Here is a 26522-nt window from a genome sequence, read left to right as displayed (position 1 = left end):
TATCGAGTCCTTACTTACTGATAAGTCGGTCGAGGGCGACAGCGGCAATAATCAGGCCGCCCATCACCACCAGTTGGTAATAGGTTTGTACTTGGAGAATATTTAGGCCGTTATTGATGGTGCCTATAATCAGGCCACCAATAACCACAGAAAAGATGCGCCCCTTGCCCCCGAAAAAGCTGGTACCGCCAATAATGGCACTAGCGATGGCATAGGTTTCAAACCCCATCCCAGCTAACGGTTCAGCCGCGCCAAGGCGAGCTGTCGAAACCACGCCAGCAAGACCGGCACAAATACCTGAGATGATAAACACCACTAACATGTGAAATTTCACATCAATGCCGGAATAAAAAGCTGAGTTTTTATTGCCGCCCAAGGCGTAGATATTGCGCCCAAGGCGTGTACGGGTGGTTAGGAACCAGAGCACTATGGCGATAAACAGGGCGAATAATACCGGTACTGGAATGCCTAACACACTGGCAGCAAAGAAGTTTACAAACTCAAACGAGAAGCCATACACCGAGTTGGCATCAGAAATCACCAAGGTGATACCGCGAAAAATGGCATTAGTGCCAAGAGTGATGATGAAAGGGTGCAGGCCGGTCCAGTTGACTAGGCAGCCATTGATGGCCCCCAGCGCGCCACCTACCAGCACACCACCAATCAGTGCTGCGAATATTGGATCGACCCCTGCTAGCATCAATTTTGCGGTAACCATGCCAGACAGCGCTAGAATCGCACCAACAGACAAGTCGATCCCTGCCACTAAAATGGCAAAGAACTCACCCATCCCAATTAATACAGTGACCGAGCTTTGGACGAATATTTGCGTGATGTTATTGGTAGTAAGGAAATACTCCGACGAAATAGAACCAAAGATAGCCACAATGATAGCCAGAATGAAAAAAGTGCTGTATTTATCCCAAAAAGCGGCGAAGTTAAACGGCTTTTTCCCAGCCGTATCCGATTTCACTCTTGTGGTAATGCCCATGCCATAATCTCCTCTTCGCTGATGTCATCACGGTTGGTCAGGATTTGCGTTAATCGTCCTTCACAAAACACCGCAATACGGTCGCAGACGGTAATAATTTCGGGAAGCTCAGAGGAGACCATCAGAATGACTTTTCCCTCATCTGCAAGGGTGCGCATCACTTTATAGATCTCGGCTTTAGCACCCACATCAATACCTCGGGTGGGTTCATCAAAAATAATCACGTCGGGATGACAACATAACCATTTAGAAATCAATACTTTTTGCTGATTCCCGCCAGACAGTTCTGTGATATTTTGCGACACCGAATGGCACTTTAGTGCCAGTAGGCTTCGTTGTTCTTCGGCAATTTCCTGCTCAAGCTGTGGCTTAACCAACCCGATTGCACCTTTGTAACCCCCTTCTTTTAAGCTATGGCTGATAGCCATGTTCTCAGCGATAGAGAAATTGCTGAAAAAACCGTTTTCACGCCGGCTTTCCGTGATGTAGCCCATGCCTTTTTTCAGTGCATCCAACGGGGAGCGGGGGGTGATATTTTTGCCATTAAGCCAGACTTCGCCATGGCTGATTTTGTCGACACCAAACAGGCAATTCATTAATTCGGTGCGGCCAGAACCCACTAAACCGGCAAACCCGAAGATCTCACCCCGGTTGACAGCAAATGAGATATCGCGGACTTTTTTCTTATCGCGACTGGTCAGGTTTTTCACCTCAAACACCGTGTCACGTACCACGTTGCCGGTATTTTCTTTGAAGGCAATAAAGCGGTTTTGTAATTCGCGCCCGACCATCAAACGCACAATGTCGTCGTTAGTGACATCCTGAATCATGCCGCTACACACACTGCTACCATCTTTCATTACTGTATAGCGATCGCATATACGACGGATCTCATTCAGTTTATGAGAGATATAAACAATAGCAGTACCCTCTTTGCGCAACTGATTCATAATTAAGAAGAGATAATCCACCTCTTTATTAGTCAGTGATGAGGTTGGCTCATCCATAATAATAACTTTAGCATCGAGCATTAATGTTTTAGCAATTTCTAACATCTGTTTATGACTGATGGATAAATTAGCCACTTTTTCATCAAGGCTGACTTTTAAACCCACGCGTAATAACATTATTGCCGCCTGGATACGCATTTTTCTCCAGTCTACAATATTTATACCGCAGAATTTTTTCGTCAGGTGACGGCCAATATAAAGATTTTCTAATACTGTCAATTCATCAATGACACTAAGTTCCTGATAAATAATCCCGATACCTAATTGCGCTGCCTGTTTATGGTGCAGTTTGTCGTAATTAATATCATTAATAGTTATTGAGCCACTCGTTGGGGAATGAATACCCGACAATACTTTCATTAAAGTTGATTTACCTGCGCCATTCTCACCTAATAACGCATGAATTTCATGTGTGAAAATAGTTAAATCAACGGACTTTAAGGCATGAACCGGCCCAAAGGATTTGCCGATCCCCGCCATAGAGATATAAGGCGTGACCATATAATCACCTTAGTTTTTATTCCTACCGAAATCTACCCATACCCGACCTAATCCGTAAGAGGAAAGCCGAGTGAGTGGCTCTGCTCTTTAACCGGATATTAGCCGGGTGGGTACGGCTATAATGCTATTTGGTGACCAGTACAGAATCCACTAGCGTAAACTGCGGTTGTTTATCTAATGGGATCACTTTCCCCCGTTGAACCGCTTCCACCAGCAGTTTCAACCCGGTAGCACCGATATTCGCTGGGTTTTGTGCAACCGTGGCGGTCATTTGCCCGGCATCTACCATCTTACGTGCTTCGGGTATTCCATCGGTGCCGACAACGAGAATCTTGCCGACTTTACCTGCATTGGCGACTGCCTGTGCTGCACCCATCGCCATGGTGTCATTGGCGCAATAGATAGCTTTCAGATTGGGGTTGCGCTGCAAAACATTGGTGGCGACATCTAGCGCTTTAATACGATCCCAATCAGCAGGCTGACTGGCAACTAATTTGATTTGGCTGGCTTGCTTAAATGCTTCCGTGGCTCCCGCACGGCGTGCTTCACCAGAAGCGTTACCCGCTTTACCTTCGATAATAGCGACTTCACCACCAGTAGTGCCTAATTTATCAATAATGAAAGCGGCTCCTTTAGCTCCTACCGCATTATTGTCAGTCGTGACAAAGGCTTCGACATTGCCTTTAGCTTTTTTCAGATTATCCATATCAATTTTTTCGTCGAGATTGACCAGATAAATTCCTTTTTGCCAGGCACGAGCCACAGGCATAACTAGATTAACTGAAGACAGTGGCGCAAAGGCTATACCTTTGTAATTCTTATTACTCAGATCTTCGAATAATTGCAGTTGAGACTGAAAGTCACCTTCAGAAGGGGACGCAAATATATCTACACTGACACCTAATACTTTTGCCTCCTCTTCAATTCCTTTTTTCATATCCACCCAGAAAGGATTAGAGAGCGTTTTTAAAATAACCGCATACTCTGCGGCAGCGAACGCACTGGTGGATAACATCATACCTATGGCTGCACCACTAAATAGTTTTAGAAGTTTATTCATGGCTCATTTCTCATTGTAGGGAGAGAGTTCCGGCATGTCTTAAAATAGAGACATGCCGGTTTTTATTACTATTATTTATCTCGCCGGAAAAAGTCGACAATAGCGCCGGTTTTTTCCAGATTAATCGTAGCTTGTTCAATATCTTGTTGTGCTACAGAAACAAAAAATGCATCTAATAAAGTGAGTTGTAATATACGCGCTGAGGCGTTTCGCCCTAATAAAGGGGTCTCTGGTGCTGGCGAACAAATAATAAAATCAGCCAATTTGGCAATAGGGGAGTGATAGCTATGAGTAATACATATAATCTTCGCTCCATTCTTCTTTGCCAATTCTACAGCGGCTTTTAAATCACTGGTGCGCCCGGAATGGGACACTACCAGCACCACATCACCTTTTTTCAGTAATGCAGCGGACATCATCATAATATGTGCGTCTTGGTAAGCCTGGCAACGCACACCTATGCGCAGTAGTTTATGCGCGATATCGGCACAAATCGGATTCGAGCCACCCACACCGTACAAATCACGTTGTTTGGCACCATAGAAAAAGCGTGCAGCACGGTGGATTTCATCGACGTTAACGATCGATTGCCCTTCCATAATCGTGCGCAGGGTGATGTTAAATACCTTATTAACCACATCCTCTGGCGCTTCATCAAACGATAACTCAGCCGGTAACACCTGTTCAGACTGCGAGAAGTAATCAATCAACGTACTGCGCAGATTGCGAAAGCCACTAAAACCCAGCAGTTTTGAAACTTTAACAATCATCGCTTCCGACACCATGAGGGTCTCGGCAACATCTTTAATCGCGGGTGCGGCACTCAAGTTCCCAGGTGTAAGAAACCATTCAACAATACGGCTTTCATTTTCCGTCATCCCCTCTTGCTTCATTCGTAGGTAGGGGGCAATACCGATCCCGTTAGGAATACCTTGATCAAACTCTGACTCACTCATCTCGGTCTCATGTCCAAAAATTGAAGACGTCACTATATCACCACAATGTGTTGACGAAATATGCTATCAACTTCACAGAATTTGATAATTTATAAAGTAACTATTGTTTGTGTAGTTTTCCCTTGGAGGGTGAAATATTATAAATAAATTTATAGTGATTAAAATCAAGTTGTTGAGTTTGTTTTATGGATGTTGCTTACGGATTGTTCTTTATGGTCACTACACAAGTTATTTAAATTTCATGATTATTGTGCGTAAAATAGACACATTCCTGCGCGGAATTGCTGGGATTTTTAACTATAAGTATCGTTTTAGCTCACATAAAACTGAAATTTGTGAAGTTTGGCTTACTGACGAATGAGAGGTTATTCAATGAAAAGTATTGCTCTGGGTTGCGATCATGTCGGATTTATTCTGAAAGCGGATATTGTTGCTCACTTACAAACGCGTGGCATCAAGGTGATTGATAAAGGTTGGTGGTCTACAGAACGTACGGATTATCCACGCTATGCCAATGAAGTTGCTGAGGCGGTGACGGCTGGGGAAGCTGATGGTGGCGTCTTGATTTGTGGTACGGGCGTAGGCATCTCGATTACGGCAAATAAACATCCCGGTATCCGCGCGGTAGTGTGCAGCGAACCTTATTCGGCACAGCTTTCTCGACAACATAATAATACTAATGTACTGGCTTTTGGCTCTAGGGTCGTAGGGTTGGAACTGGCGAAGATGATTGTGGATGCCTGGCTTGATGCAGAATTTGAAGGGGGCCGACATCAAACTAGGGTAGACGCCATAACCGAGGTGGAAACACGATTTAACGCATTGTAATAAGACCAGCCACTATTTCTGTTACTGCCAAATGCAGGAGTCGAGTCCTGCATTTGGATTGCTAAAAAGCAATGGGATCTGATGAGCATGAGAAGCCTAAGCTAAATCAAAATTAGCATAATAATGACCCGCTGATTTAGTCACCATAATTTTAGGGTTCTTCTTTACTTTCTCAGCAATGGATTCTGCTAGTTCACCAACGTCAGATGTGGATTTAGTCTCACTTTGATAACTGTATTCGGCGCTTGGAAGTAATTTCTTTACACCAGACTCAGTAATGATCACCGTTCGTGAGAAGCCCTTAGTTTCCATTTTATTATGTAGGTCGTCGTAGTCGGCATCTTCTGAATCACGTAGCTCAACCCTAACAGTAAATCTCGCCATTTTTTAAATCCCTATATTAATTATGGAATAATCAACATAGCAATTTCCATCGACGGTGGAAAGAAGGGAAGTCACAGCCGTTCCGTAACCTCTGCCGAAAGCGCAATCTCACCTTATTACCGACACCTTGAGTATTTGATTCCTTTTTGATGGACAAATTCTGAGCTTTGAATCAGGCAGTATTTGGCCTTGATGGTGAGCATGTTGGCATAGTTTGATAGGGGCGTTAAGTGAACTAGGGGTCCAAGCAATGAAATCTAACTTTAAAAACGAAATACAGACATTCGGACGCTCCCTATTATTGCCTATTGCCGTTTTAGCACCAGTAGGGATGTTAATGGGGATCTGTAGCGCGCTAGGTCAGGCGTATATGATAGACAAGCTACCTTTTCTGGGGAATGCCTATTGCAAGGCGATATTGTCTTCGGTGGGTTTAATCAGCAGCGTCGTGTTCCAGAATATTCCGCTGCTGTTTGCCATGGGGGTTGCCTATGGCATGTCGAAGAAAGAGAAGGGCATTGCCGTTTTCTCATCGGTCATCGCCTATTTGACGCTGTTGATTTCAATGCATGTGCATCTGAAATTAATGGATCAATTAGTGACGGAGAATATGGCCTTTGTCGGGCAGGGAATGGTTCTCGGTATCCAAACACTGAAAATAGAGGCGTTGGGAGGGATCATTGCCGGTTTGCTTGCCGCCAAGGTCACGGACCGGTTTTACCGATTGCAACTGCCGTTGGCATTTGCGTTCTTTAGCGGAAAAAAATCGGTCGCTATCTTGTCCATTGCCTTCACTATTCCGGTCGGTTTGATCATCCCGTTTGTCTGGGACGTCTTTACCTATGGGATGAGGAGCATTTCGACCGTCATGATGGCACCGAACATTGGTGCTGGGATTTACATGACCTTAAACCGTTTGTTGATTCCATTCGGTCTGCACCATGTGTTGAGTTCGACAGTCCGCTTTACCGAAGCCGGCGGGACTTATCTGATTGATGGGCAAACCTACGTTGGCATTCTGCCAGCCATGAATAAAATCTTGTTTGAACTGGGGCCGAATCATCCGGCCTGGAATGAGTTTATGCCGACGTTGTCCAGTTATTTGGCATCATCGCAAATGTTGACCACGTTATTTCGTGTTCCGGCTATTGGTTTGGCGATGTACCACATGGCCTATATTAAGAACAAGAAATTTGCCAAGGGGATGATCCTAACCGTTGTCTTGACGGCATTCCTCGGCAATATTACTGAGCCGCTGGAGTTCTCTTTCCTGTTTATTGCGCCTAGGCTGTTCATCATCTATGCCATATTGTGCGGCTTGCTAACGATTCCACTGCAAATACTGGAAGTCTCGATTGGTTATATTCGTGGCACGATATTCGACTTCGGTATCTTCGGGTTAATGTACGAAAATACCCATTGGGTGAACCTTATCATTCTGGGTGCGATCAACTTTGTCGTGTTCTATTTTGTCTTCCGCTACGCCATTGGAAAATTCGATATTAAAACGCCAGGTCGTGAAAATGAAATGGCCGATAGCGCTCTACTAAATAACAAAGAGTATGACAAGGTGGCGCAATTGGTTGTGGAAGGTTTGGGTGGCAAGAATAATATCAAACGGGTGGAAAACTGTGTGTCACGGCTGCGTATTGATCTCGGTGATCAGAAACTGGTGAACATGGAGTTATTGAAAGAGTCTGGGTCACTGGGGACGTTTATTCCATCCAGCAATCATATTCACGTCGTATTTGGACCGCACGTCGAGTTTGTCCGCAATGCGGTAGACGATCAACTTGCTGGCATTACGCAACGTTAAGAGGGAACAGCATGCGCGCACTCTATGATTCAAAAAGTAAGACTATCGACCATCAAGGAATGAAAGACCTCTTCACTCATGAGGCCAGAGTACAGTCATGGCTTGATGTCGAAGGCGCTCTGGCGATGGCGCAAGCCAAGGTCGGTATGATCCCAACGGCAGCGGCGGAAAATATCGCGGCTAACTGCCGGCTTGAGCGCATTGATCTTGCCGAAGTTGACCGGCTACTGCGCCAGATTGGCCACGGTTTTGTACCGGTTATCAAAGTGTTGGTGAAAGCCTGTGATGCACAAAGCGGTAAGTATGTGCATTACGGTGTGACCACCCAGAACATTCAACAGACGGCTCATCTGTTGATCGTGAAAAAATTCCACCAAAAGCTGATGAAATTCGTGGATGACACGCTAGTCAATCTCGCTCAGCTGGCGAAAGAGCATAAAGACACGCTAATGGCGGGGCGGACGCACGGTAAACACGCACTACCCATTACCTACGGCTATAAGGTTTCGGTGTGGATCTATGAACTGCTGGCGGCGGTCGAACGTATGCAGGAAGCCGAAAAACGTGTGTTTACTGTCATGATGGGCGGTGCAGTGGGAGCCTTTCATGCGACAGGAGAACCGGGTAGAACGGTACAGGATCTGGTTGCCGAAGAACTCGGTATGCATTCGATGTTGGTTCCTTCGCGTAATGCTAGGGTATTTCGCGCCGAGTACATCGCCAATTTGTGCCTGCTGGCGACGACCTTACATAAAATCGCTGAGGAGGTTTATCAGACCTCAAGTGAGGAATTTGGTGAAGTGTCGGAGGCATTCGCTAAAGGCACCGTAGGCAGCAGCACTATGCCGCAGAAGGTCAATCCCAAACTCGCGAAAGGTATTATTGCCAACGCACAAAAGCTGTATTCGGTCCTGACCGCAACACTGTATGTTTGCCCGCGGCCTTTTGAAGCCGATAGCTCTGCTTATTTCATCTTTGATGCCAGCCTGCAAGAAAGTATTGAATTGATGGCGGAAATTATCCTGCGCGCTGAGGAACTGACGCGGACGCTGGTGATTAACCCTGAGCGGATGCATGACAATGTCATGCTGACACATGGGTTGATTAACAGTGAGAAAATCATGATGAAACTGATCGATAAATTGGGCAAAGACCCCGCTCATGAACTGGTTTATAGCATGGCGATGCGCAGCACACATGAGCATCTCGAATACAGCGAAGTACTGAGCAATGATCCAATGATGGCGGATAACTTCACGGCTGATGAGATAGCCGAGCTGCTCGATCCCCGCACTTATACCGGACTGTGTGCCGTCATCGCCGATGAATTGGCTGATCGGGTACTGAGGGGAAGAAATGAATAACTGTCGTTCTGGCGTCATTAAGTCCAACAGGATCGTATTCCCTGATGGGGTCAAGGCCGGTTATTTGTTGGTGCAAGAAGGGAAAATCAGTGGCTTTGAACCCCATTTTTCCGGCGAGCATATCGACTTTAGCGACAAGATTATCATGCCCGGTTTTGTCGATATTCATGTGCACGGCTGGGGGCGGGGCTCTTTCGCTTATAAGGGAAATAAAGCGGCGCTTAAATGGATGAGTCATGATCTGGTGAAGGTCGGAGTGACGTCATATTTGCCGACGTCTGGGACGATGCCGAATGCTTTTCTGGAAGCTTCGCTGGTAGAGGCCGCTGATTATATCGCCACGGCCACCCCCGCCGAGGGGGCTGAGGCGATTGGCATCCATATGGAAGGGCCTTACATCAGTGAAAAACATCTTGGTATGCAGCGGGCAGACTCACTACAGCCTCCCAGTATTGGTGGGTTTGACCGCTTCAATCAACTGGCAGGGCAGAATATTCGCCTGATGACGTTGGCGCCAGAACGGGAGGGGGCGCTAGAGCTGATTCGTCACCTGTGCGCGAAGGGCATTACCGCGTCGGCAGGGCATACTGATGCCACTTTTGCTGAGGTGACGGCAGCGGTTGAAGCCGGATTAAGCCATTTCACTCACGCTTACAGTGGGATGCGTGGTTTCCATCATCGTGAGCTCGGTGTGGTCGGGGCGCTGATGTACCATCAGGATACTTACGCAGAAGTCGCAAAACAGAGTGGTATCACCATCAAGCCAGAAGCTTTTGATCTGCTTTATCGCCTTAAACGCGACCGGCGAATGGTCTTGATGAGCGATTGCATGGGCTATGTCGACTTCCCTGAGGGCTATGAGTTTTACCATTATCTGCGCAAAGAGACATTCCGCATCAAGCAAGGGCAGTTGGAGATTGCCGCGGATAGTGGTGAAACGCAGCATGTTTGTCCCTGTGACTACTCATCAGTGAAGCAACTTGAGATGAACTTCTTGGATTCAGTGAGAAACATCTTCGAACGTCTGGATAATGGCTGGGTATCTATCGCCAGAATTGCTTGCGAAAACCCGGCGATTCTGGCGAGGGCGCAAGACAGGAAAGGGTCACTATGCTTGGGGAGGGATGCTGATATTTTGGTGTTAGATGACGATTTCAATTTGATCGATGTCTACTGTCGCGGTCTTCGCCAGGCGCAACTTCGCGAAGTGTAGTTCCACGCAACAGAACGGTTCACATCCGTTCTGTTGCCAACAACCCCGTGTTTCGCGTTAAATAAAAAAGTCAGGATACTTCTGCCCTAATAAGGTTTGCAGTTGCTGATGATCCAATCCCTCTACATCTTGAAGAAATTCCTCGGTAGGGATTTTCTTTTTCGCACGTGAAAGTCCATGTTTGCCAAGCAGCGAGATGTCATCACGGCTCAAATAGAAATTCACCTTAATGTAATCCAACTGATAATACTTCAGGTAGCTGGATATTTTATTGGTGAAGGTAATGAGCAAATCAAAAGGCGTCTGTTCCAACGTGTGCAACTCGTTAATATTGACGCAGCAAAGGATCTCAATATGGAAGTGCGATTTCAAAACCTCTTTGAAATAGCCGACCTTACTTTCCGAAGAGTTGGTCACAATAATAATGCGTTTCTTATATTCACTGTGAACCCGATTCTGCAATTCATATTTCTTTAGGATTAAGACCAGTGTTGACAGATGCACCGTCGAAAATATGGTCTGATAATAGTGCGCAACGGCTAAGGTGGCCTGAGACACTGCCTGATATAGCACGGCATGCCGGGTTTGGACTTCGTGCAGTTTTTTGTCGTCAAAGTATAAATTGAACTTGCTTTGTACGATGGTGGAATAGATGAACTGATAAACCTCGGCAAAGAACGGTGATGCGTTGTGTATTTCAGCGCGTAATAGCGGGGAAATGTATTCGCAAAAATGCCTGACCAGTGTGACTAGCTTAGGGTCATAGACATCAAATGGACGCCAAGTGTAGGTCAATGAGGAGGTCAGCAGGTCAAGAAAGCGATTTTCATGCTCATTGTCCAGTAGTGCGAAATCGAGCGACTGAATAAAGTTGAGATTGTGACTGTGGGTAATCTCGTGCCCGCGCCGCAGACGTTGTAGGGCAATACTCATGTACACCAGAAAATACTTCTTGCTGTTGTAGCCTAGCGTAATCTTGTTGCTCAGTCGTTGCTGATAAATCTCGGCGGCAGTGTGGATCTCCGACTGGCACTCTCTCAGAAATTGCGTCGCAATCGACTTATTGATTGGTTCGTTAGCTTTGTGTGGCACCAGCAGATGACCTTCACCAATCTCTACGGTTTTGAGAATAGTCAGGCAGATAGCGATACGTAGGTGAATTTCGTCACCCTCTAGCCGCGATCCTTGTTTGTGGATAGTGGTAATAGCGAGATGGTTGCTCTGTAGAAATGCTAAGAGCGGCTGATTATCATTTTTGAGAGTGGTGGGACTAACATTGAACTTTCGGTAGTACTCACTTTTATTCACCACGTCCCGCAGAGATAGCGCTACGCTAAGATCCTTAATGCGCTCCTCCGCAGTGGTTATGTAGCGGTTAAAAGGAATGTGTTCTAGGAAATCGATATATTCTCGATAAGTAATGGCCGTAATGATCAACGGACCATCGATATGAAGATGGTAAGCGGGCTTAAGAAATTCGTTAATCTCTTTCATTGTCCGCTTCAGTGTCGACGTCGTTTTGCCAAATTTGGTCGTAATATCGTTGATTAATACAGGGCTGTGCTCCTGAATATATTTTAAGAATGACAGGTCAAAGCTGTTCATTATTGCATCTCAACGTCGAATCTTACTTCAAAGCCATTTGCGGATATCTAAGAGTATCGAAATTGAAAGATTCTGTCTGTGAACTAGGTCGGCAGGAAAAAGGAAACATCGACAAAAAATCGCCTTTTACATTGGATTAGAACATGACACGTACGTTGGCGGGGATTTGAATCGCATAGGGTTTCTTCACGCGCTTGGTCGTTAATCCTATATTAGTAGAACCTCCGAACATCCCAAAGGATGAGGCTGTGCTGAAAATATCGATGTATGAGTAAGTGCACTTAGCTTATCATTATAGGTTATTTGCTATAGAGTGTATGGTCATATTATTAATTCGTGGTATTAGATGACTATGTTGAATATCTACTATAGAAACCCTAGTGTGCAGTAGCATTTTATTTCATCATATTTTAAGTTATCAAGTTTGGCTTTATTATAAAAAAGTATCATTGCAAGTGAAAGGTAAATTGGTAAATTTATTGGTATTTTTTTTAAGCTATATATTGATGATTAGATTATTCTGTATTATGGTGACTGAATTTACTTGTTATTGTTTTTTTGATATAGTTATTTTGAAAATTTATTATATTGTGAGAGTGTTATAATGATGGATTTCTTTGCTTTAGATTATGATTCTTTATCCAAAAGAAAATCGAGTGAGCTATTTTCCCTAAGAAAAAAAACATTTAAAGACCGCCTCAACTGGAGAGTGAATTGTGAAGAGAATATGGAATTCGATGGCTATGATAATAAGAATACTACCTACATTTTAGGTGCGTATAATGATACTGTTATCTGCAGCTTAAGGTTTATAGAAACAAAATTTCCTAACATGATAATCGATACCTTTAGACCTTATTTTAAAAACTTAAGTTTACCGGAAGGGAACTATGTTGAAGCTAGCCGGTTATTTATTGATAAAGAGCGAGTAAAATCGCTTAGTTTACAACAACATCCTATCAGCTTGATTCTTTTTTTATCGATGATAAATTATGCAAAAGATATGAGTTATCAAGGTATCTATGCGATTGTTAGCCATCCTATGCTGATTATTTTCCAACGTTCTGGCTGGCAGATTTCTGTTATCGAAACGGGGCTTTCAGAGAAAAACCAAAATATTTATCTAATTTATATGCCTGTGGATGAATATAATCAGCAGATCTTAATCAACCGCATTAACGAAACCCCGTTCATCTTGAATGGAAATTTAAAAACCTGGCCATTATCATTCAGTGGTAGGGAAAACCGGCCTGATAAGGTTCAATTCGATCCCGAGCCTTATGGCGTGCTTGGCATTGGTAACACCTAGTTTTTTGACTGCATTACCAATATGATATTTTACTGTGGTGAGCTTGATGCCTAAAATAAGGGCAATTTCCTGATAGGATTTTCCCATGCTCGCCCAGTAAAGTATTTCATTTTCGCGCTCGGAGAATAACTCTTTTGGCGCTGTTTTTTCTAGATTACTTGCGGTACTAAACTCTTGGTAAAGTGTGAGCAATTTCTCGTGCGTTGTTAATAATAACATTTGAAGGTCGTTTTTCTTGTCCGTGATTAACGCTTCTATATCATCATCACAAGTGTCATCAATTATCATAGACAGAACAACAAGGTTATGATAATGGTCGTGAAGTACAAAGGTATACCCATTAATGACGTTATAATTTTTAGCCATATCAAAAATTTTCGGCATTTTTAGCCCTGAGCTGATCATTATATTCTCATCCCAAGGGAAGGGGGTAACACGGTACGAGGCTGTAATAAGAACAGGGTCTATGAATTGATAATTATTTTTAGTGTAAAACTCAAACCATTCAGTTCTATTCGATATGATTGCAAAGTTGGTGGGGTTTTTTTTGTTCATTATTGCATAGGCATATTTGATGTTGTTAAAGGGTTTTAGGTTTTTCTCCAAATAGTTTTTTATGGATGCATTAATATTAATATTGCTAAAAAATGAACTTGACACCCGCCATCTCCTTGAACGAAATCCATTATAGTTTCAATAGTATAACATAAGATTGATACTGTATGAATCTCTCTTCTGACGTCGGGTTGGAATTCATAATATTAGAATGAGAAAGTTATACTCGTTGCTTTCGAACCATAATGTATGAATATGTCATACAAGTGTTAGTCTCTGTCAAGCTGAGAGGAAGAATAACCAAATTTGAATATATCTGCTTTAGCATAATCAATATTGAATTTGATGAGCATGTCAGCGCGTATTGCCATTCCTTTCTTCGGGCGAGCATCATCGACCAAATGGAAATCAACTCGTATTATTTATTTAATATCAATGGGATAAGTTACTAGGATTTAGGCATATGCAAAAAGTCTCATTCGCCTTTCACCGAATGAGACTAAAAATTGACAGGTTATTAACTATTAGTAATAATACTTAAAAATTTCCTTGGTGTTGGCCAAATTGGCTTCTGAACCTCTAAGTGGGATCAGTTTTTTACGGGTAAAACATTTTGTTCTTCTGCGTAAACAATAAGGTGTTTTGTTAATGAATGCTAGATGGATTAAAGTACAGTCAAGCACTGTACTTTAATCGGTAAACACCTTCAGACAGCGCTTTTTCATGCCTCATTAGGTGCGTCAATTCGGCGTATTCACCAAGTTTTCAGGTTCTGTTGGCCATCCTCTGTGAGCTCCGCATCGCCACATATTCCTTTGACCTATGTTGTAGTTGGGAAAGAGAATTCATTATTTTTCTGATAGATATGGTATGCCCGCATACAAAAGCATAGCGTTGCTCGGTCAGGATACAAATCATGAAAGCGGCCAAACCATTTCAGTTCTATACCACCGTGAATCCCGATTCCAGTCAGCGGATGAGCACCACTGTATTCATGTGGACTTTTGGTAAACCATTCTACAATGATGGCGTATATTAAAGATAATTGAACAATGAATGCTCAGATTCCCATTGTTGTCGGTACTAAAACGACCGAGGTTGTTCCCCATAATAGATACATAGTGCTTACCACGGCTCTGGCCAAGATGGACAATTTTTGTTGCAGGTATGACTCGCGCCCATAGTAACGCAAGAGTATGTCGGTGCTGCAATATGTCACTACTGCAATAGTAAATGAAAGGATAGCAGTGCCATATCTTATATATCGTAGGCATGTTAATACTGAAAATTCTATTTTTTATTGGGTATTACCAGTCCAATATCTCATTACATTAAAATTAATCATGGCATCAAACTACAAGCAGCCTTTATTGATGCGTGACTGATGGTATGTTGGGATAATAAAATAATAGAGTGGGGTTTTTATTTAAATTAATAGAATTCTGAAGTGATAAAGAGGGTTTTTCTCTTTTTTTAAACTAGTCTGAAATACCCTAAATGGCTACCAATGGTGTATTGGCTGGGTGTCGTTTATCTGTTATCAGTAAAATTGCTAATAACATTTTTTGTCATGAATCAACGCTTCAGCGGCACAAAACAATGTCTCTACGCAACTAAACAATGCCTCAGTTACCTTCAACATCGATTCAAACTCATAACGATAGCTGCGTAACATCTAAGCAGTGTTGCTTCTCACATTCTCAACTCAATAATCATCTTTTGTATCTTTCGCTGCTGAACGGATCACCCACCACGAGAAAAGAGCAATAACCGCCAAAATCGCGACAATAATCAAAAATACTATCAATGTCTTATACCTATTTGTCTTATATCGATAATCTTCATTGTGATCCGTATGACAAATAAAACAGTATCAAATGAATCATTTCTGATGACCGCCCGGTAGCAGTTATCGATCTCAGGAGAAGAGTATAGAGAGGTTTTTCAAGAAAATACAAAACTGTACTACATTCAGATAAATCCACCGACTACCTCTAAAGAGGTATGCTATTGACTTTTATGCAAAAAATGTTCGATAACCGTGTTTTATTTGAGCTACTTCATAAAAGTGAATACCCATACAAAAAATGTTTGATCTAAAACAAGCATTCTCACTACTACAAATCTTTTATGCCAAAACCTCCTTAATATCGCCTTAACCCAATGGGTGTTATCAGTCTGAGGCTCCGGCTTAGCTGAGCATTTCTCCGCCTATTACGGGTTTAAAAATAAAAATAACTATCTGGTGCGGACACTGACAACGTCCGGGATGGAAAAATACACTGGAGTAAATATTGTGAGCAAATTGATTAGACAGATGTCGGTAGGGATATTGGCTCTTTTGGCAATAGGGTGGGCATTTACTCTGGCGGCCGCACCTACACCACCGATTGAGGCCCGCAACGATAAATTCGCTGAGCAGCATATTGATCAGTTCACTTCTTGGCTAAAAACCAAAGAGAGTGGACCCCGTGAAGATGCCTTGGCAGAAGATCCAAACTTGGTGATCCTTTGGGCAGGTTATCCCTTCGCGAAAGATTATAACAAACCTCGTGGACACTATTATGCCGTGACTGATGTGCGGGAAACGTTGCGTACTGCTGCACCGAAAACTGCCGAAGATGGCCCCTTACCCATGGCTTGTTGGAGTTGTAAAAGCCCAGATGTCGCTCGCTTAATCAATGAACAGGGCGAAGAAGGTTACTTCAAAGGAACATGGGCCAGAGGCGGGCCAGAAGTGGTCAATCAGTTAGGCTGTGCGGACTGCCATGATACCGCGTCAGCTGATTTTGCAGCGGGCAAACCTGCATTGGTGTTATCTCGCCCTTATGCAGAACGCGCGTTGCAATCCATCAATAAGCCTTTCGATCATGCTAGCCGTCTAGACCAACAATCCATGGTCTGCAGTCAGTGCCATGTTGAATATCACTTTGCGGGCAAAGACAAAGAGGTGAAATTCCCTTGGGATAAAGGCACCGACGTGGAATCAATGGAGAAATATTATGATGAAATCGCGTTCTCTGATTGGATTCATCCGCTCTCTAAAACCCCAATGTTAAAAGCACAGCATCCTGAGTATGAAACTTGGCGCGCTGGTATTCACGGCAAAAATAATGTCAGTTGTATCGATTGCCATATGCCGAAAATTCAAAATGCGGCGGGCAAAGTTTATACCGACCACCAAATTCGTAACCCTTTCGAGAGTTTCGAAACCACGTGTGTTAATTGCCATACCCAAGACAAAAAAACGTTGCAGGATATCGTCGCCGAACGTAAAGCCAGCATTCAGGAAATGAAACTGAATGTCGAAAGACAACTGGTTCACGCGCATTACGAGGCCAAAGCTGCTTGGGATGCCGGTGCGACTGAAGAAGAAATGAAGCCTATCTTGCAAGATATCCGTCATGCGCAGTGGCGTTGGGATTATGCCATCGCTTCCCACGGCATTCATATGCATGCCCCTGATGTTGGTTTGAAAGTGCTGGGCGGTGCGTTGAATAAAGCCGCCGATGCACGTACCAAACTGACGCGTTTGCTCGCCACGAAAGGCATTAGCCACGAGATTCCGTTGCCGGATATTTCGACCAAACTCAATGCGCAAAAAGCGTTGGGGATGGATATGGATAAGCTGAACCGTGAGAAGCAGGAGTTTCTGCAACAAGTGGTGCCAGCCTGGGATGATCAAGCCCGAAAAGCAGGCCGTTTGAGCCAGTAAGTGGCGTTCCGGTGAACGACTTTCACCGGATATCTTCCAGGGACAACGGGCTCCATACGGGGCCATAGCAAAGGTGGAATCACTATGCGCGTTTTACGTTCATTCTGTTCAGCAGCGCTGCTGGCAGTGTTGACCTTGTGCACGCTGCCCAGTCACGCCACAACACAGACCGCACCACCGCAAGCGGCGGATTCGCGTCATGTTGTGGCGCCGCAACGCGATCCAGATGCGGCTTGCACCCAGTGCCACAAAGAGCAAAAAGATGAGTTACACGGCAAGCATGCGGGGGCCATTAATCCGAATACGCAATTGGCTGTCACTTGTACCAACTGTCATGGTAAAGCCTCACTTCTACACAGAAACGGCGTCAAAGATGTGATGCGATTTAACCGCGATATGCTGAATGCCGATAAGGCGATGTTCAGCGTATCGCAACAAAATAGTGTCTGCATGAGTTGTCATCAGCCGGAGAAATTACGAGAGGCATTTTGGCCCCATGATGTGCATATGCTGAAGTTATCTTGTGTCAGTTGCCATCAGTTGCACCCGAAAACAGATCCTATGCAGGGTTTGGATGACAAAGGGCGGGTCAAGATCTGTGTGGATTGCCATCGTCGCCAGCAGGAGCTGATACCGAAGGAAACGCCATGAAAACCAATCGTCGTCACTTTATCGTCAGTATGGGGGCGCTGATTTTTATGACCGGTTCGACCGGGCGTTCATTGGCGCTGAGCGGCACTATTGAAGGTGTGCGTTACGGTATGTTGCATGATGAGACACGCTGTATTGGTTGTACTGCGTGTATGGATGCTTGCCGCGAAGTCAATCACGTTCCTGCGGGTGTCTCGCGGCTCAATATCATTCGCAGCCAACCTATCGGTGAGTTTCCAGCGGTAAAATATCAGTTCTACCGCCACTCTTGTCAGCATTGCGATAAAGCCCCGTGTGTGGATGTTTGCCCGACGGGCGCATCCTATCGTGACAAGGCGACGGGCATTGTCGATGTTAATCCTGATCTCTGCGTCGGCTGCCAGTATTGCATCGCAGCTTGTCCTTATCGGGTGCGCTTTATTCACCCCATAACCAAAACGGCGGATAAATGCGACTTTTGCCGCAAGACCAATCTTAAACAAGGAAAACAGCCTGCCTGTGTGCTGTCTTGCCCTACCAAGGCGTTAGTCTTTGGCAATTTGGATGATCCTAACAGTGAACTGGTGAAACTGTTGCATCAGCGGACGGTCTATCGCGCCAAGTTACATCTGGGAACACAGCCGAAGCTGTACCGTGTGCCTTTTCAGTATGGGGAGATTACCGGATGAGCCCTAAACCGAATACGCCATTCCACTTCGAGTCTTTAGTCTGGGATTGGCCGATTGCGATTTATCTGTTTTTAATCGGCGTCTCTGCTGGGATGGTGGTGGTGAGTCTATTGGTTAAACGGCGCGTGTTAGGGGATGAGGCCGCTCAGAGTGGGTTGCTTAAATCCACCGCCATCATCGCGCCACTGGCCGTTATCTTCGGCTTATTTATCTTGATATTGCACCTCACTCGGCCATGGACCTTCTGGAAACTGATGTTCTTCTACAGCTCCAGCTCGGTGATGTCGTTAGGGGTGATGCTGTTTCAGGTCTATATGGTGGTTTTGCTGGTCTGGTTGGCGGTGATATTCCGCCACTGGTTAGCAGCACTGCTCCAGCCCTATGCCAAGTTGAACTGGGTGAGCACTGTACTCAACAAAATCGCGCCACTTGAGCGCAAGCTTGAGCCTTTTATGCTGTTTCTAGCGGTGGCGCTAGGGGCTTATACCGGTTTTCTGTTATCGGCGTTAAAGAGTTATCCCTTGCTGAATAACCCTGTCTTACCGGTGTTATTCCTGTTCTCTGGCGTCTCTTCAGGGATAGCGGCGATGGTATTGTGTGCGGTGACATTTTTTAAAGAGCCGATAGACAGTCCTGCACTGGCATTTGTCCATCGACTGGAAAAACCGGTGGTCTGGCTGGAGCTATTTCTGTTGTTGGCGTTCTTTACCGGGCTATGGTTTGGTGGCGGGCAAAAAGAAGCTTCGGTGGCTGTCGCGCTTGGGGGCGGCTTCTGGGCGGCCATGTTTTGGTTCTGGGTGATTGGCTGCGGCATGGTGCTGCCAATGGCACTAAACCAGTATTGCAGCCATCGCATACGCCACCGAGTATCATTTTTGCTCACCGTTTCCAGCCTCAGTTTGTTTGGCGTATTCGTCCTACGTTTCTTCATTCTATATGCCGGACAGATGACGGTGGCGTGATGAGTGGGCTGAAATGATCGGTGAATTAGGGCTGTTGTCATTGCTGGCTGCGGCGTCATTGGCGCTTTTGCTCAGTTGTGTGCCTTTTATTGCTTTACATGGGCGGCGGTTGCCCTTGTTGTATTGGTTGCCGTCGTTTAGTTATGGCGTGACGTTATTCTTGGCAGTGGCACTATTTTTACTGGGCTGGTGCTTTGTTACTGACGATTTTTCGCTGCTGTATGTTGCGCAGCATGCGAATAGCCAACTACCGTTGTTTTACAAGATTGCGGCGATATGGGGCGGGCATGAAGGTTCTATGTTGTTCCTGCTTTTTGCGTTGAGCTTGTGGAGCGCCGCGTTAACCGCTTTTCGCCATCATCTTCCGCTGCGCTTTTTTGCCCGCGCGCAGGGCGTCTTGGGCGGGTTGCTCGTTATCTTGAGTCTCTTTATCCTCTTCTTCTCGAATCCTTTTGAGCGCTTATTCCCCACGTTGGCGGAGGGGCGTGATTTGAACCCAATGCTGCAAGATCTCGCGCTAATATTTCATCCTCCCTTGCTGTATTTGGGGTATAGCGGTTTTGCCATCAGTTTTGCGTTCGCTATCGCTGCATTGCTAGAGGGGCAAACAGGGCAAAGTATGGCGCGCTATAGTCGCCCATGGGTCCTGGCGGCTTGGTGTTTACTGACCATGGGGATCTTATTAGGTGCTTGGTGGGCGTACAGTGAGCTGGGTTGGGGGGGCTGGTGGTTTTGGGACCCTGTAGAAAATGCGTCATTACTGCCTTGGCTGACGGCCACCGCACTATTACATGTGTTGGCGATCAGTCAGCGGCGCGGCTTATATCATCATTGGGGCATATTGTTGGGGCTGGTGACATTCCAACTTTGCCTGCTCGGCACCTTTATCGTGCGCTCTGGGGTGTTGACCTCGGTACACGCTTTTGCCGTCGATACCGCTCGTGGTGAGGCGCTGCTGGCAATGTTTGGCATCGTGACGTTAGCCTCGTTAACCCTGTTTTCGCTGCGAGTGAGGGGGAACCGTCGCGCTGCTGATTTTAGCGTGTTCTCATTGGAAACTTTGCTGCTAGCGGCGTTAGTTTTGTTAACCGTGGCGGCGGTTACCGTACTCATTGGTACGTTATATCCGCTAATATTTAGCGTATTAGGCTTAGGCTCGTTGTCTGTCGGCGCACCTTATTTTAATCAGACGTTAACCCCTTTTGTTCTCTTGCTGCTTTTGTTGATGGGCATTATGCCCTTCGCTCAATGGCGACAAAGCCCTAAAACTGCACTTTGGCGGCTTGCGATACCGGCCTTGCTCGCGGTTATCGGTGGTGTGCTCAGCTCGGGACTGGGGGCATTATGGCAAGTCGGCATGATACCGGGTGTCACATTGGCGCTTTGGGCATTACTGGCCCCGCTATTTGCACCAACAATACGGTGTCGCTCTTGGCTGCTACATGGTGGCGTCGCCGTCAGTTTATTGGGTATGTTGTTTGCGTCGTATCACTCAGTGGAGCAGGGCAGTCGCATGTCCCCCGGTGAGCAAATCACGTTGGCAGGTTACCAATTTACCTATCGCCAAACTGAACGACAGGTCGGCCCAAATTACACCAGCGAACGGGCACATATTCTGGTCAGTCGACAGGGGCAACCGATCACCCTGCTATTACCTGAACGGCGGCGCTATACCGTGCGTGAAACCTTGATGATTGAACCTGCCATCGCCAGTGGTCCGCTGGCTGATTTCTATGCGGTTTTGGGGGACAACTTGGGATCAGGGGAATACAGCGTACGTCTGTATCATAAGCCGCTGGTAAGTTGGATCTGGGGGGGCGCATTAATGATGGTCTTGGGTGGCGTGTTAGCACTTTGGCATCGATTAAAGCAGGGTGACGATCACCTAGGGGAGGATAGATGAAACAACGCTGGCCTTGGTTGATTGTCCCCTTACTGGCTTTATTATTAGGCATCGTGCTTTACGGCGGTTTAAAACGCGATCCGCATCGTATTGAGTTAGCGGCGAATGATTTGCCTTTTCCTGACTTTTCGCTCACGCAATTACAGCGACCTGAACAGCGCATAACGCGAGATCAACTGCTCGGTAAAGTCACGGTGATCAATGTGTGGGCCAGTTGGTGCGCGAGCTGTAAACAAGAAATGTCTGCGTTGGGTGAGATCGCTCGCCGCCATCCGAACATACAGTTTTATGGACTGAACTACCGAGATGAGCGTCAGGCGGCATTGAATACGCTTCAGCGGTACGGCAATCCTTTCCAACAAAGTCTGTATGACCCTCAAGGTACTTTAGCACTGGCGATGGGGGTTTATGGTACGCCTGAAACGTGGTTAATCGATGCTGATGGGGTGATTCGTCAACGCTATGCAGGTGAGATGACCCCTGCGATATGGCAGCAGCAATTTATGCCGTTGTTGGTGCAATCAGCGAAAATGGGGGGATCATGAGAATACTATTGCTGATGTTATCCCTGTTCTTCTGCGCATGGGCGTCTGCTGATCTGGTGGATACTTACACCTTTAGTTCACCACAGCGTCAGCAGCAAGCATTGGCACTGGCAAAAGAGCTACGGTGCCCACAATGCCAAAATCAGAATTTGCTGGAGTCAACATCCCCCATTGCGCAGGACTTGCGCTTAGAGGTCTACCGCTTGGTTGATGCAGGGCACAGCTCGCCAGAAATCATGACATTAATGACGCAACGCTATGGGGATTTTGTACGCTATCATCCCCCTTTACGCGGTACAACGCTCGTGCTTTGGTATGGGCCAGGTGTGTTGCTGATCGGTTTATTGGGTGGATTAGTGTGGCGAATACGCGCCCGAGCGGCCTCAACAACAAAAGGTTCACGCTAATGGTGCTGGCTATCGGGTTGGCATTTATGCTGTTGCTGATTCTGGCTGGAATTGGTTGGCCTTGGTTTGCCCAATATGGTCGAATCAGTTGGCGTTGGCCTGCGGGGTTCACACTGGTGGTATTAACCCTGATACTGTTGGGATATCAACATTTGGGTCGCTTTACCTTGGTACAGCAGGAGGTACTAAGGCAACAAGAAGCGATGCGCTTAAATAATATGCTGGATAAGCAAAGTGACGACCCGACCTTATATCGGTTACAGCAGCGTATCCGGCAGTCGCCGGATAACGGTGGCGGTTGGCTAAGTTTGGCTCAACATTATTTGTATCGAAATGAGTTTGACGATGCGCTGTTTGCATTGCAGCAGGCAGAACGACTACAGGGCGCGAATGCGGTTCTGGATGCTGCTCGTGCGACCGTACTGTATTACCAAGCGGATAAAAAGATGACCAAAGAGGTGGCTTATTGGTTACAACAATCGTTGGCAAAGGAGCCGCTGCAATACACCGCGCTTATGCTACAAGCTTCTGATCAATTTACCCATGGGCGCTACGTGGAAGCCATCGCCATCTGGCAGCAGTTATTGGACAGTGATAATCCTGAAGTCGATCGTGCGGTGATTATTCAAGCGCTGGCATTAGCGCGGATGATGCAACACGCCTCCTAGGCTCTTCCCACCTCAAATTTTAGGTAAAAAAAACCCTTACCAATCTCATTTGGTAAGGGATGCCAATTCGGCCAACACCAGGGAAACATTATAACCGTTGATTTATCATACGATTAATTTCGGTTAGGGACATGACTTAAGTCAAGTTTACCAAGATTACATAAATAAGTTTAATGTTTATATGCGTAAAAAGAATATTTATCAATGGTAATTAGAGATTATCGCTCGATTGCGTTTGCTGACTGTTTGATTTATGTGCAATATTTGGCAATGTAGCCTGTCGCACATCATGCGTTGGCATTAACTTTCGCAAATAAAACGCAGCATTTTGCAGAGGCAGATTGAAGAGGAGTAACAGACATAATGGGAGTTGAACGATGGATATTGATGATTACGGCCATCTAAATGTAAGGGCATCCAGATGGCTGGGGTAAAGCAGTACTGATGGACTCAGAGAGTCCCCTGGTATTGGCGAAATTTTATTCTTTGCAGACTAACTTTCTGCGCATTTGTGCGCTAAGATATTAGTTCATTATATTCAAATCTAATTCTTTAAAGCAAAAACAGTCTAATTAACATGGGGCTATAATAATAGCTATCCTTAGGTCTAGTTTTAAAAACTAACCTTTAGTCTAGGTTTTCAGTATTTTATTAGGCGGTTTCTGTTCATTTGAGGAATATCTGTAAGACTAGTTATACTCTGAATTGTATTGAAAACAATGTAATAAAATTGTATTGTTGCGGCATGTATAAGGGTGAAATTGGTTTGTTATGATAATTGATTACTTTGACAATGAAAGTATTAATGAAGACATTAAAAACTATATTCAAAGAAGAATAAAAACATATGGTGACCTTCGTTATTCGTATCTTGTCATGAATAAGAAAACACCCTTGCACCCGGCTATTATTTCTAACTACCCGTTAGATTGGGTGAAGAAGTACAGGCAAAATAGTTACCACCTCATCGATCCCGTCATTTTGACCGCAAAAGATAACGTTGCACCTTTTGCCTGGGATGACAACTCAGTCATCAATAAGAAATCAACTGACTCCGCTGTATTTAACTTGGCGAGGGAATATAACATTATTAATGGCTATACTTTTGTTCTTCACGACAATAACAATAATATGGCAACATTGAACATCTCGAATGGGAGTGATGACAGCATTTCTTTTGATGAAAGTATTGAAACGCATAAAGAAAAGATTCAAATGCTGCTTATCTTGACGCATGATAAAATGTTGGGCTTGTACCGGCAAGATTTCAATGCAAACAATGAATTACAAAGAAGTGGTAAGCCGAGAGAGATATTTTCTCCTCGAGAAAATGAGATTCTCTACTGGGCCAGTGTTGGCAAGACATACTCCGAGATTGCCATCATTTTAGAAATTAAAAGAAGTACAGTAAAATTTCATATTGGCAATGTGGTCAGAAAACTCGGTGTATTGAATGCCAAACATGCAATTAGGCTTGGCATTGAATTGAAACTTATCAAACCTATTTGATAATGTCGGGTATAGCCAACGGCCAATTATCAAGAATTTCAGGTTGGACGTGATGCTTTTTGCATATTTTAGTGATGAGCTTCTGTTGGCTATCAAGATCGACACCCAGGTTTAGCAGGTAGATAACCTCATTTTTTTCTGATTCACCTTGATTTAAAACAGTGATATTCCAGCCTGAACGCTTCAGTATTATATACATTCCTCGGCTCACTACGGTCAAGATACCTTTATATCCACGGCTTCTAGCATAGTTAACCATTGCAAGAAATAGGACCGTACTCAGTGAGCTATCATTACCGACCATATCTCGCGCCAATGCCTTTTCAACAAAAAATCGGCTGGACTCAATAAAGCCCTCAATCGGTAAATTAACATCCGTAAAATAAGGAGAGAATGGACCTGTAATCATTGTTGGATGTTTCATTTCAATAAATCTGACACTGCATACAATCGTGTCTTCTATTGTACCTAATATATAATGTGTATTCTCGTCATCATATTGATCACTTTCTCTACCATCAATACAAGTCACTTTCCAATCTAAGCGATCTTTGAACGTTATTCTCCGCAGTGTGAAAACTTCGTCCAACTTTCTTTCGGGCATACTGTCAAATTTTACGTTAAATAGTTTTAACATAATGAAAACCAAAGTTATTTAATTATAGTACGCATCGTACACGATCTTTGTCTATCAGTGCAAACATTGAACGAGCAGGGCCACTGTATGAATATCCAATGAAGGAAAGATGTGCAGTACGATTATTTTGTGGCTGAAGAGCGAAGAAACAATCTATTTTTTGACTCGCATGTTCAATAAGTGCGAAAGGAGTGATTATCGAGATGTTTTTAAGAGAAAAGTGACGTGAGGCGAGACTTTTTGATAGAGAATAGTTATAACGAAACATTATTTCATTTTTCTTGTTCGAAAAGGATGTTCACGTGGACCGCAGTTCTCCGCTTTTTACCAATAAAAAATTTGTATTCCTCGTGGCGACCTTCTGTTGCCTCCTTTGGGGGAGTGCGTACCCTGCGATAAAAAATGGTTATGCGCTATTTCATATCGCACCTGATGATATTCCGAGCAAAATGGTGTTTGCCGGCTATCGCTTTCTTTTAGCTGGACTGGTACTGCTGATAGTGGCGATGGCCAGTGGTAAGGCGATTGGTCGCCTCAAAAAGGGCCAATATAAGCAAATAGCGCTTCTGGGGTTGACTCAAACAACGCTGCAATATGTCTTTTTCTATATTGGTCTTGCATACACCACAGGGGTGAAAGGCTCCATTATGAATGCAACAGGGACATTCTTCAGTGTGCTGTTGGCGCATTATATTTATCAAAATGACCGGCTAACCTTCAATAAAGTGATCGGATGCGTATTGGGTTTTGCAGGCGTTATGGTGGTGAATTTTGGCTCAGATTTGATGGATTTTAATTTTTCACTGATGGGAGAAGGCTTTGTCGTGCTAGCGGCATTTATTCTCTCTGCGGCCAGTATTTATGGCAAACGTATTTCGCAAACCATGGATACCACGGTGATGACGGGTTACCAGCTAGCCATTGGCGGATTGGTGTTAACGGTTGGAGGTTATCTCTTTGGCGGCCATTTAAATGACGTAGATTGGCGCGCCTTATTGCTACTGGCTTATTTGGTCCTGTTATCCTCTGCGGCATTTGCGCTGTGGAGCTTATTACTAAAATATAATCGGGTAGGGATGGTTGCTCCGTTCAATTTTCTCATCCCAGCGTCGGGTGCTGTGCTTTCTGCGATATTCCTAAACGAAAGCATTTTAGAATGGAAAAATGCCGTTGCATTGATACTCGTCTGTGTGGGGATCGTGCTGGTTAATCGAATTAAGCCAAACCGCGTTTAGTCACGTACGTCATTGTCGTCGGGCGCTAAT

Annotated in this window: 24 protein-coding genes; 16 read left to right on the top strand and 8 right to left on the bottom strand. The window is 44.9% G+C overall.

Features of this window, described 5'->3' with window-relative positions; all coding sequences use genetic code 11:
• Positions 1-10: 10 nt before the first annotated feature.
• From alsC to DA391_RS13810, 4 genes are all read right to left on the bottom strand, one after another.
• Positions 11-991, bottom strand: coding sequence for a D-allose ABC transporter permease (gene alsC / locus DA391_RS13825; protein ID WP_108087858.1), 981 nt, complete (start codon positions 989-991; stop codon positions 11-13).
• On the bottom strand, positions 970-2502 hold the full coding sequence (gene alsA, locus DA391_RS13820) for a D-allose ABC transporter ATP-binding protein AlsA (protein WP_108087857.1): 1533 nt from the start codon (positions 2500-2502) through the stop codon (positions 970-972). Before alsA ends, alsC begins: the two co-directional genes overlap by 22 nt.
• 124 nt (positions 2503-2626) lie before the next feature.
• Positions 2627-3562: a D-allose transporter substrate-binding protein gene (alsB, locus tag DA391_RS13815; RefSeq protein ID WP_050081748.1), complete on the bottom strand. Its 936-nt coding sequence runs from the start codon at positions 3560-3562 to the stop codon at positions 2627-2629.
• Positions 3563-3633: 71 nt separating this feature from the next.
• Positions 3634-4518, bottom strand: a complete 885-nt coding sequence (locus tag DA391_RS13810; RefSeq protein ID WP_057643082.1) for a MurR/RpiR family transcriptional regulator — start codon at positions 4516-4518, stop codon at positions 3634-3636.
• Between the two features lie 372 nt (positions 4519-4890).
• Between DA391_RS13810 and rpiB the strand changes: the two genes are divergently transcribed.
• A complete protein-coding gene (gene rpiB / locus DA391_RS13805; protein ID WP_050081743.1) occupies positions 4891-5346 on the top strand; it encodes a bifunctional allose-6-phosphate isomerase/ribose-5-phosphate isomerase RpiB in 456 nt (151 codons plus the stop codon).
• A gap of 96 nt (positions 5347-5442) precedes the next feature.
• Here the strand turns inward: rpiB and DA391_RS13800 are convergent, their stop codons facing one another.
• Entirely contained in the window at positions 5443-5730 is a 288-nt protein-coding gene (locus DA391_RS13800) for a type V toxin-antitoxin system endoribonuclease antitoxin GhoS (protein WP_050081741.1), read from the bottom strand.
• Between the two features lie 250 nt (positions 5731-5980).
• On the opposite strand from DA391_RS13800, the gene DA391_RS13795 reads away from it, so the two are divergent.
• The 3 genes from DA391_RS13795 to nagA are packed head-to-tail and all read left to right on the top strand — an operon-like array spanning position 5981 to position 10123.
• Positions 5981-7546, top strand: coding sequence for a PTS transporter subunit EIIC (locus DA391_RS13795; RefSeq protein ID WP_050081739.1), 1566 nt, complete (start codon positions 5981-5983; stop codon positions 7544-7546).
• Positions 7547-7557: 11 nt separating this feature from the next.
• Positions 7558-8910, top strand: a complete 1353-nt coding sequence (locus tag DA391_RS13790; RefSeq protein ID WP_050081737.1) for a class-II fumarase/aspartase family protein — start codon at positions 7558-7560, stop codon at positions 8908-8910.
• Complete coding sequence (gene nagA, locus DA391_RS13785; RefSeq protein WP_108087856.1) at positions 8903-10123, top strand: N-acetylglucosamine-6-phosphate deacetylase; 1221 nt, start codon at positions 8903-8905, stop codon at positions 10121-10123. Before DA391_RS13790 ends, nagA begins: the two co-directional genes overlap by 8 nt.
• Positions 10124-10180: 57 nt before the next feature.
• Here the strand turns inward: nagA and DA391_RS13780 are convergent, their stop codons facing one another.
• Positions 10181-11728 carry a hypothetical protein gene (locus DA391_RS13780; protein WP_050873336.1) on the bottom strand — a complete coding sequence of 516 codons (1548 nt, stop codon included), beginning with the start codon at positions 11726-11728 and terminating at the stop codon, positions 10181-10183.
• 604 nt (positions 11729-12332) lie between these two features.
• Between DA391_RS13780 and DA391_RS13770 the strand changes: the two genes are divergently transcribed.
• Positions 12333-13037: an acyl-homoserine-lactone synthase gene (locus DA391_RS13770; protein ID WP_057649950.1), complete on the top strand. Its 705-nt coding sequence runs from the start codon at positions 12333-12335 to the stop codon at positions 13035-13037.
• Here the strand turns inward: DA391_RS13770 and DA391_RS13765 are convergent.
• Positions 12954-13697 (bottom strand): helix-turn-helix transcriptional regulator, encoded by a 744-nt coding sequence (locus tag DA391_RS13765; protein WP_050081731.1) that lies wholly within the window; start codon positions 13695-13697, stop codon positions 12954-12956. The two genes, DA391_RS13770 and DA391_RS13765, sit on opposite strands and share 84 nt — an antisense overlap.
• A gap of 811 nt (positions 13698-14508) precedes the next feature.
• On the opposite strand from DA391_RS13765, the gene DA391_RS24610 reads away from it, so the two are divergent.
• The 10 genes from DA391_RS24610 (at position 14509) to DA391_RS13720 (ending at position 24620) form a co-directional block, all read left to right on the top strand.
• Positions 14509-14631: a hypothetical protein gene (locus DA391_RS24610; protein WP_260833752.1), complete on the top strand. Its 123-nt coding sequence runs from the start codon at positions 14509-14511 to the stop codon at positions 14629-14631.
• A gap of 1278 nt (positions 14632-15909) precedes the next feature.
• Entirely contained in the window at positions 15910-17307 is a 1398-nt protein-coding gene (gene nrfA, locus DA391_RS13760; RefSeq protein ID WP_172986963.1) for an ammonia-forming nitrite reductase cytochrome c552 subunit, read from the top strand.
• Between the two features lie 84 nt (positions 17308-17391).
• Positions 17392-17958: a cytochrome c nitrite reductase pentaheme subunit gene (gene nrfB / locus DA391_RS13755; RefSeq protein ID WP_050286038.1), complete on the top strand. Its 567-nt coding sequence runs from the start codon at positions 17392-17394 to the stop codon at positions 17956-17958.
• Between the two features lie 29 nt (positions 17959-17987).
• Complete coding sequence (gene nrfC, locus DA391_RS13750; RefSeq protein WP_430980869.1) at positions 17988-18626, top strand: cytochrome c nitrite reductase Fe-S protein; 639 nt, start codon at positions 17988-17990, stop codon at positions 18624-18626.
• Positions 18623-19588 carry a cytochrome c nitrite reductase subunit NrfD gene (gene nrfD / locus DA391_RS13745; RefSeq protein WP_050873343.1) on the top strand — a complete coding sequence of 322 codons (966 nt, stop codon included), beginning with the start codon at positions 18623-18625 and terminating at the stop codon, positions 19586-19588. Before nrfC ends, nrfD begins: the two co-directional genes overlap by 4 nt.
• Before the next feature lie 13 nt (positions 19589-19601).
• A complete protein-coding gene (locus tag DA391_RS13740) occupies positions 19602-21491 on the top strand; it encodes a heme lyase CcmF/NrfE family subunit (protein WP_108087855.1) in 1890 nt (629 codons plus the stop codon).
• Positions 21488-22036: a DsbE family thiol:disulfide interchange protein gene (locus DA391_RS13735; RefSeq protein ID WP_050286036.1), complete on the top strand. Its 549-nt coding sequence runs from the start codon at positions 21488-21490 to the stop codon at positions 22034-22036. The genes DA391_RS13740 and DA391_RS13735 overlap by 4 nt, the downstream gene beginning before the upstream one ends.
• Entirely contained in the window at positions 22033-22443 is a 411-nt protein-coding gene (gene nrfF, locus DA391_RS13730) for a heme lyase NrfEFG subunit NrfF (RefSeq protein ID WP_050286035.1), read from the top strand. The genes DA391_RS13735 and nrfF overlap by 4 nt, the downstream gene beginning before the upstream one ends.
• On the top strand, positions 22443-23111 hold the full coding sequence (locus tag DA391_RS13725; RefSeq protein ID WP_050081710.1) for a TPR domain-containing protein: 669 nt from the start codon (positions 22443-22445) through the stop codon (positions 23109-23111). The genes nrfF and DA391_RS13725 overlap by 1 nt, the downstream gene beginning before the upstream one ends.
• Before the next feature lie 771 nt (positions 23112-23882).
• Entirely contained in the window at positions 23883-24620 is a 738-nt protein-coding gene (locus DA391_RS13720) for a helix-turn-helix transcriptional regulator (protein WP_019209574.1), read from the top strand.
• Here the strand turns inward: DA391_RS13720 and DA391_RS13715 are convergent.
• Positions 24613-25257 (bottom strand): acyl-homoserine-lactone synthase, encoded by a 645-nt coding sequence (locus DA391_RS13715; RefSeq protein ID WP_050081707.1) that lies wholly within the window; start codon positions 25255-25257, stop codon positions 24613-24615. The two genes, DA391_RS13720 and DA391_RS13715, sit on opposite strands and share 8 nt — an antisense overlap.
• 302 nt (positions 25258-25559) lie before the next feature.
• On the opposite strand from DA391_RS13715, the gene DA391_RS13710 reads away from it, so the two are divergent.
• Complete coding sequence (locus DA391_RS13710) at positions 25560-26492, top strand: DMT family transporter (protein WP_108087854.1); 933 nt, start codon at positions 25560-25562, stop codon at positions 26490-26492.
• The last annotated feature ends 30 nt before the right edge of the window (positions 26493-26522 follow it).

This window comes from Yersinia massiliensis (genome assembly GCF_003048255.1).
Classification (GTDB): Bacteria; Pseudomonadota; Gammaproteobacteria; order Enterobacterales; family Enterobacteriaceae; genus Yersinia; species Yersinia massiliensis_A.
The sequence above is the reverse complement of the archived record's forward strand: the minus strand, read 5'-3'. Positions and strand labels throughout refer to the sequence as shown.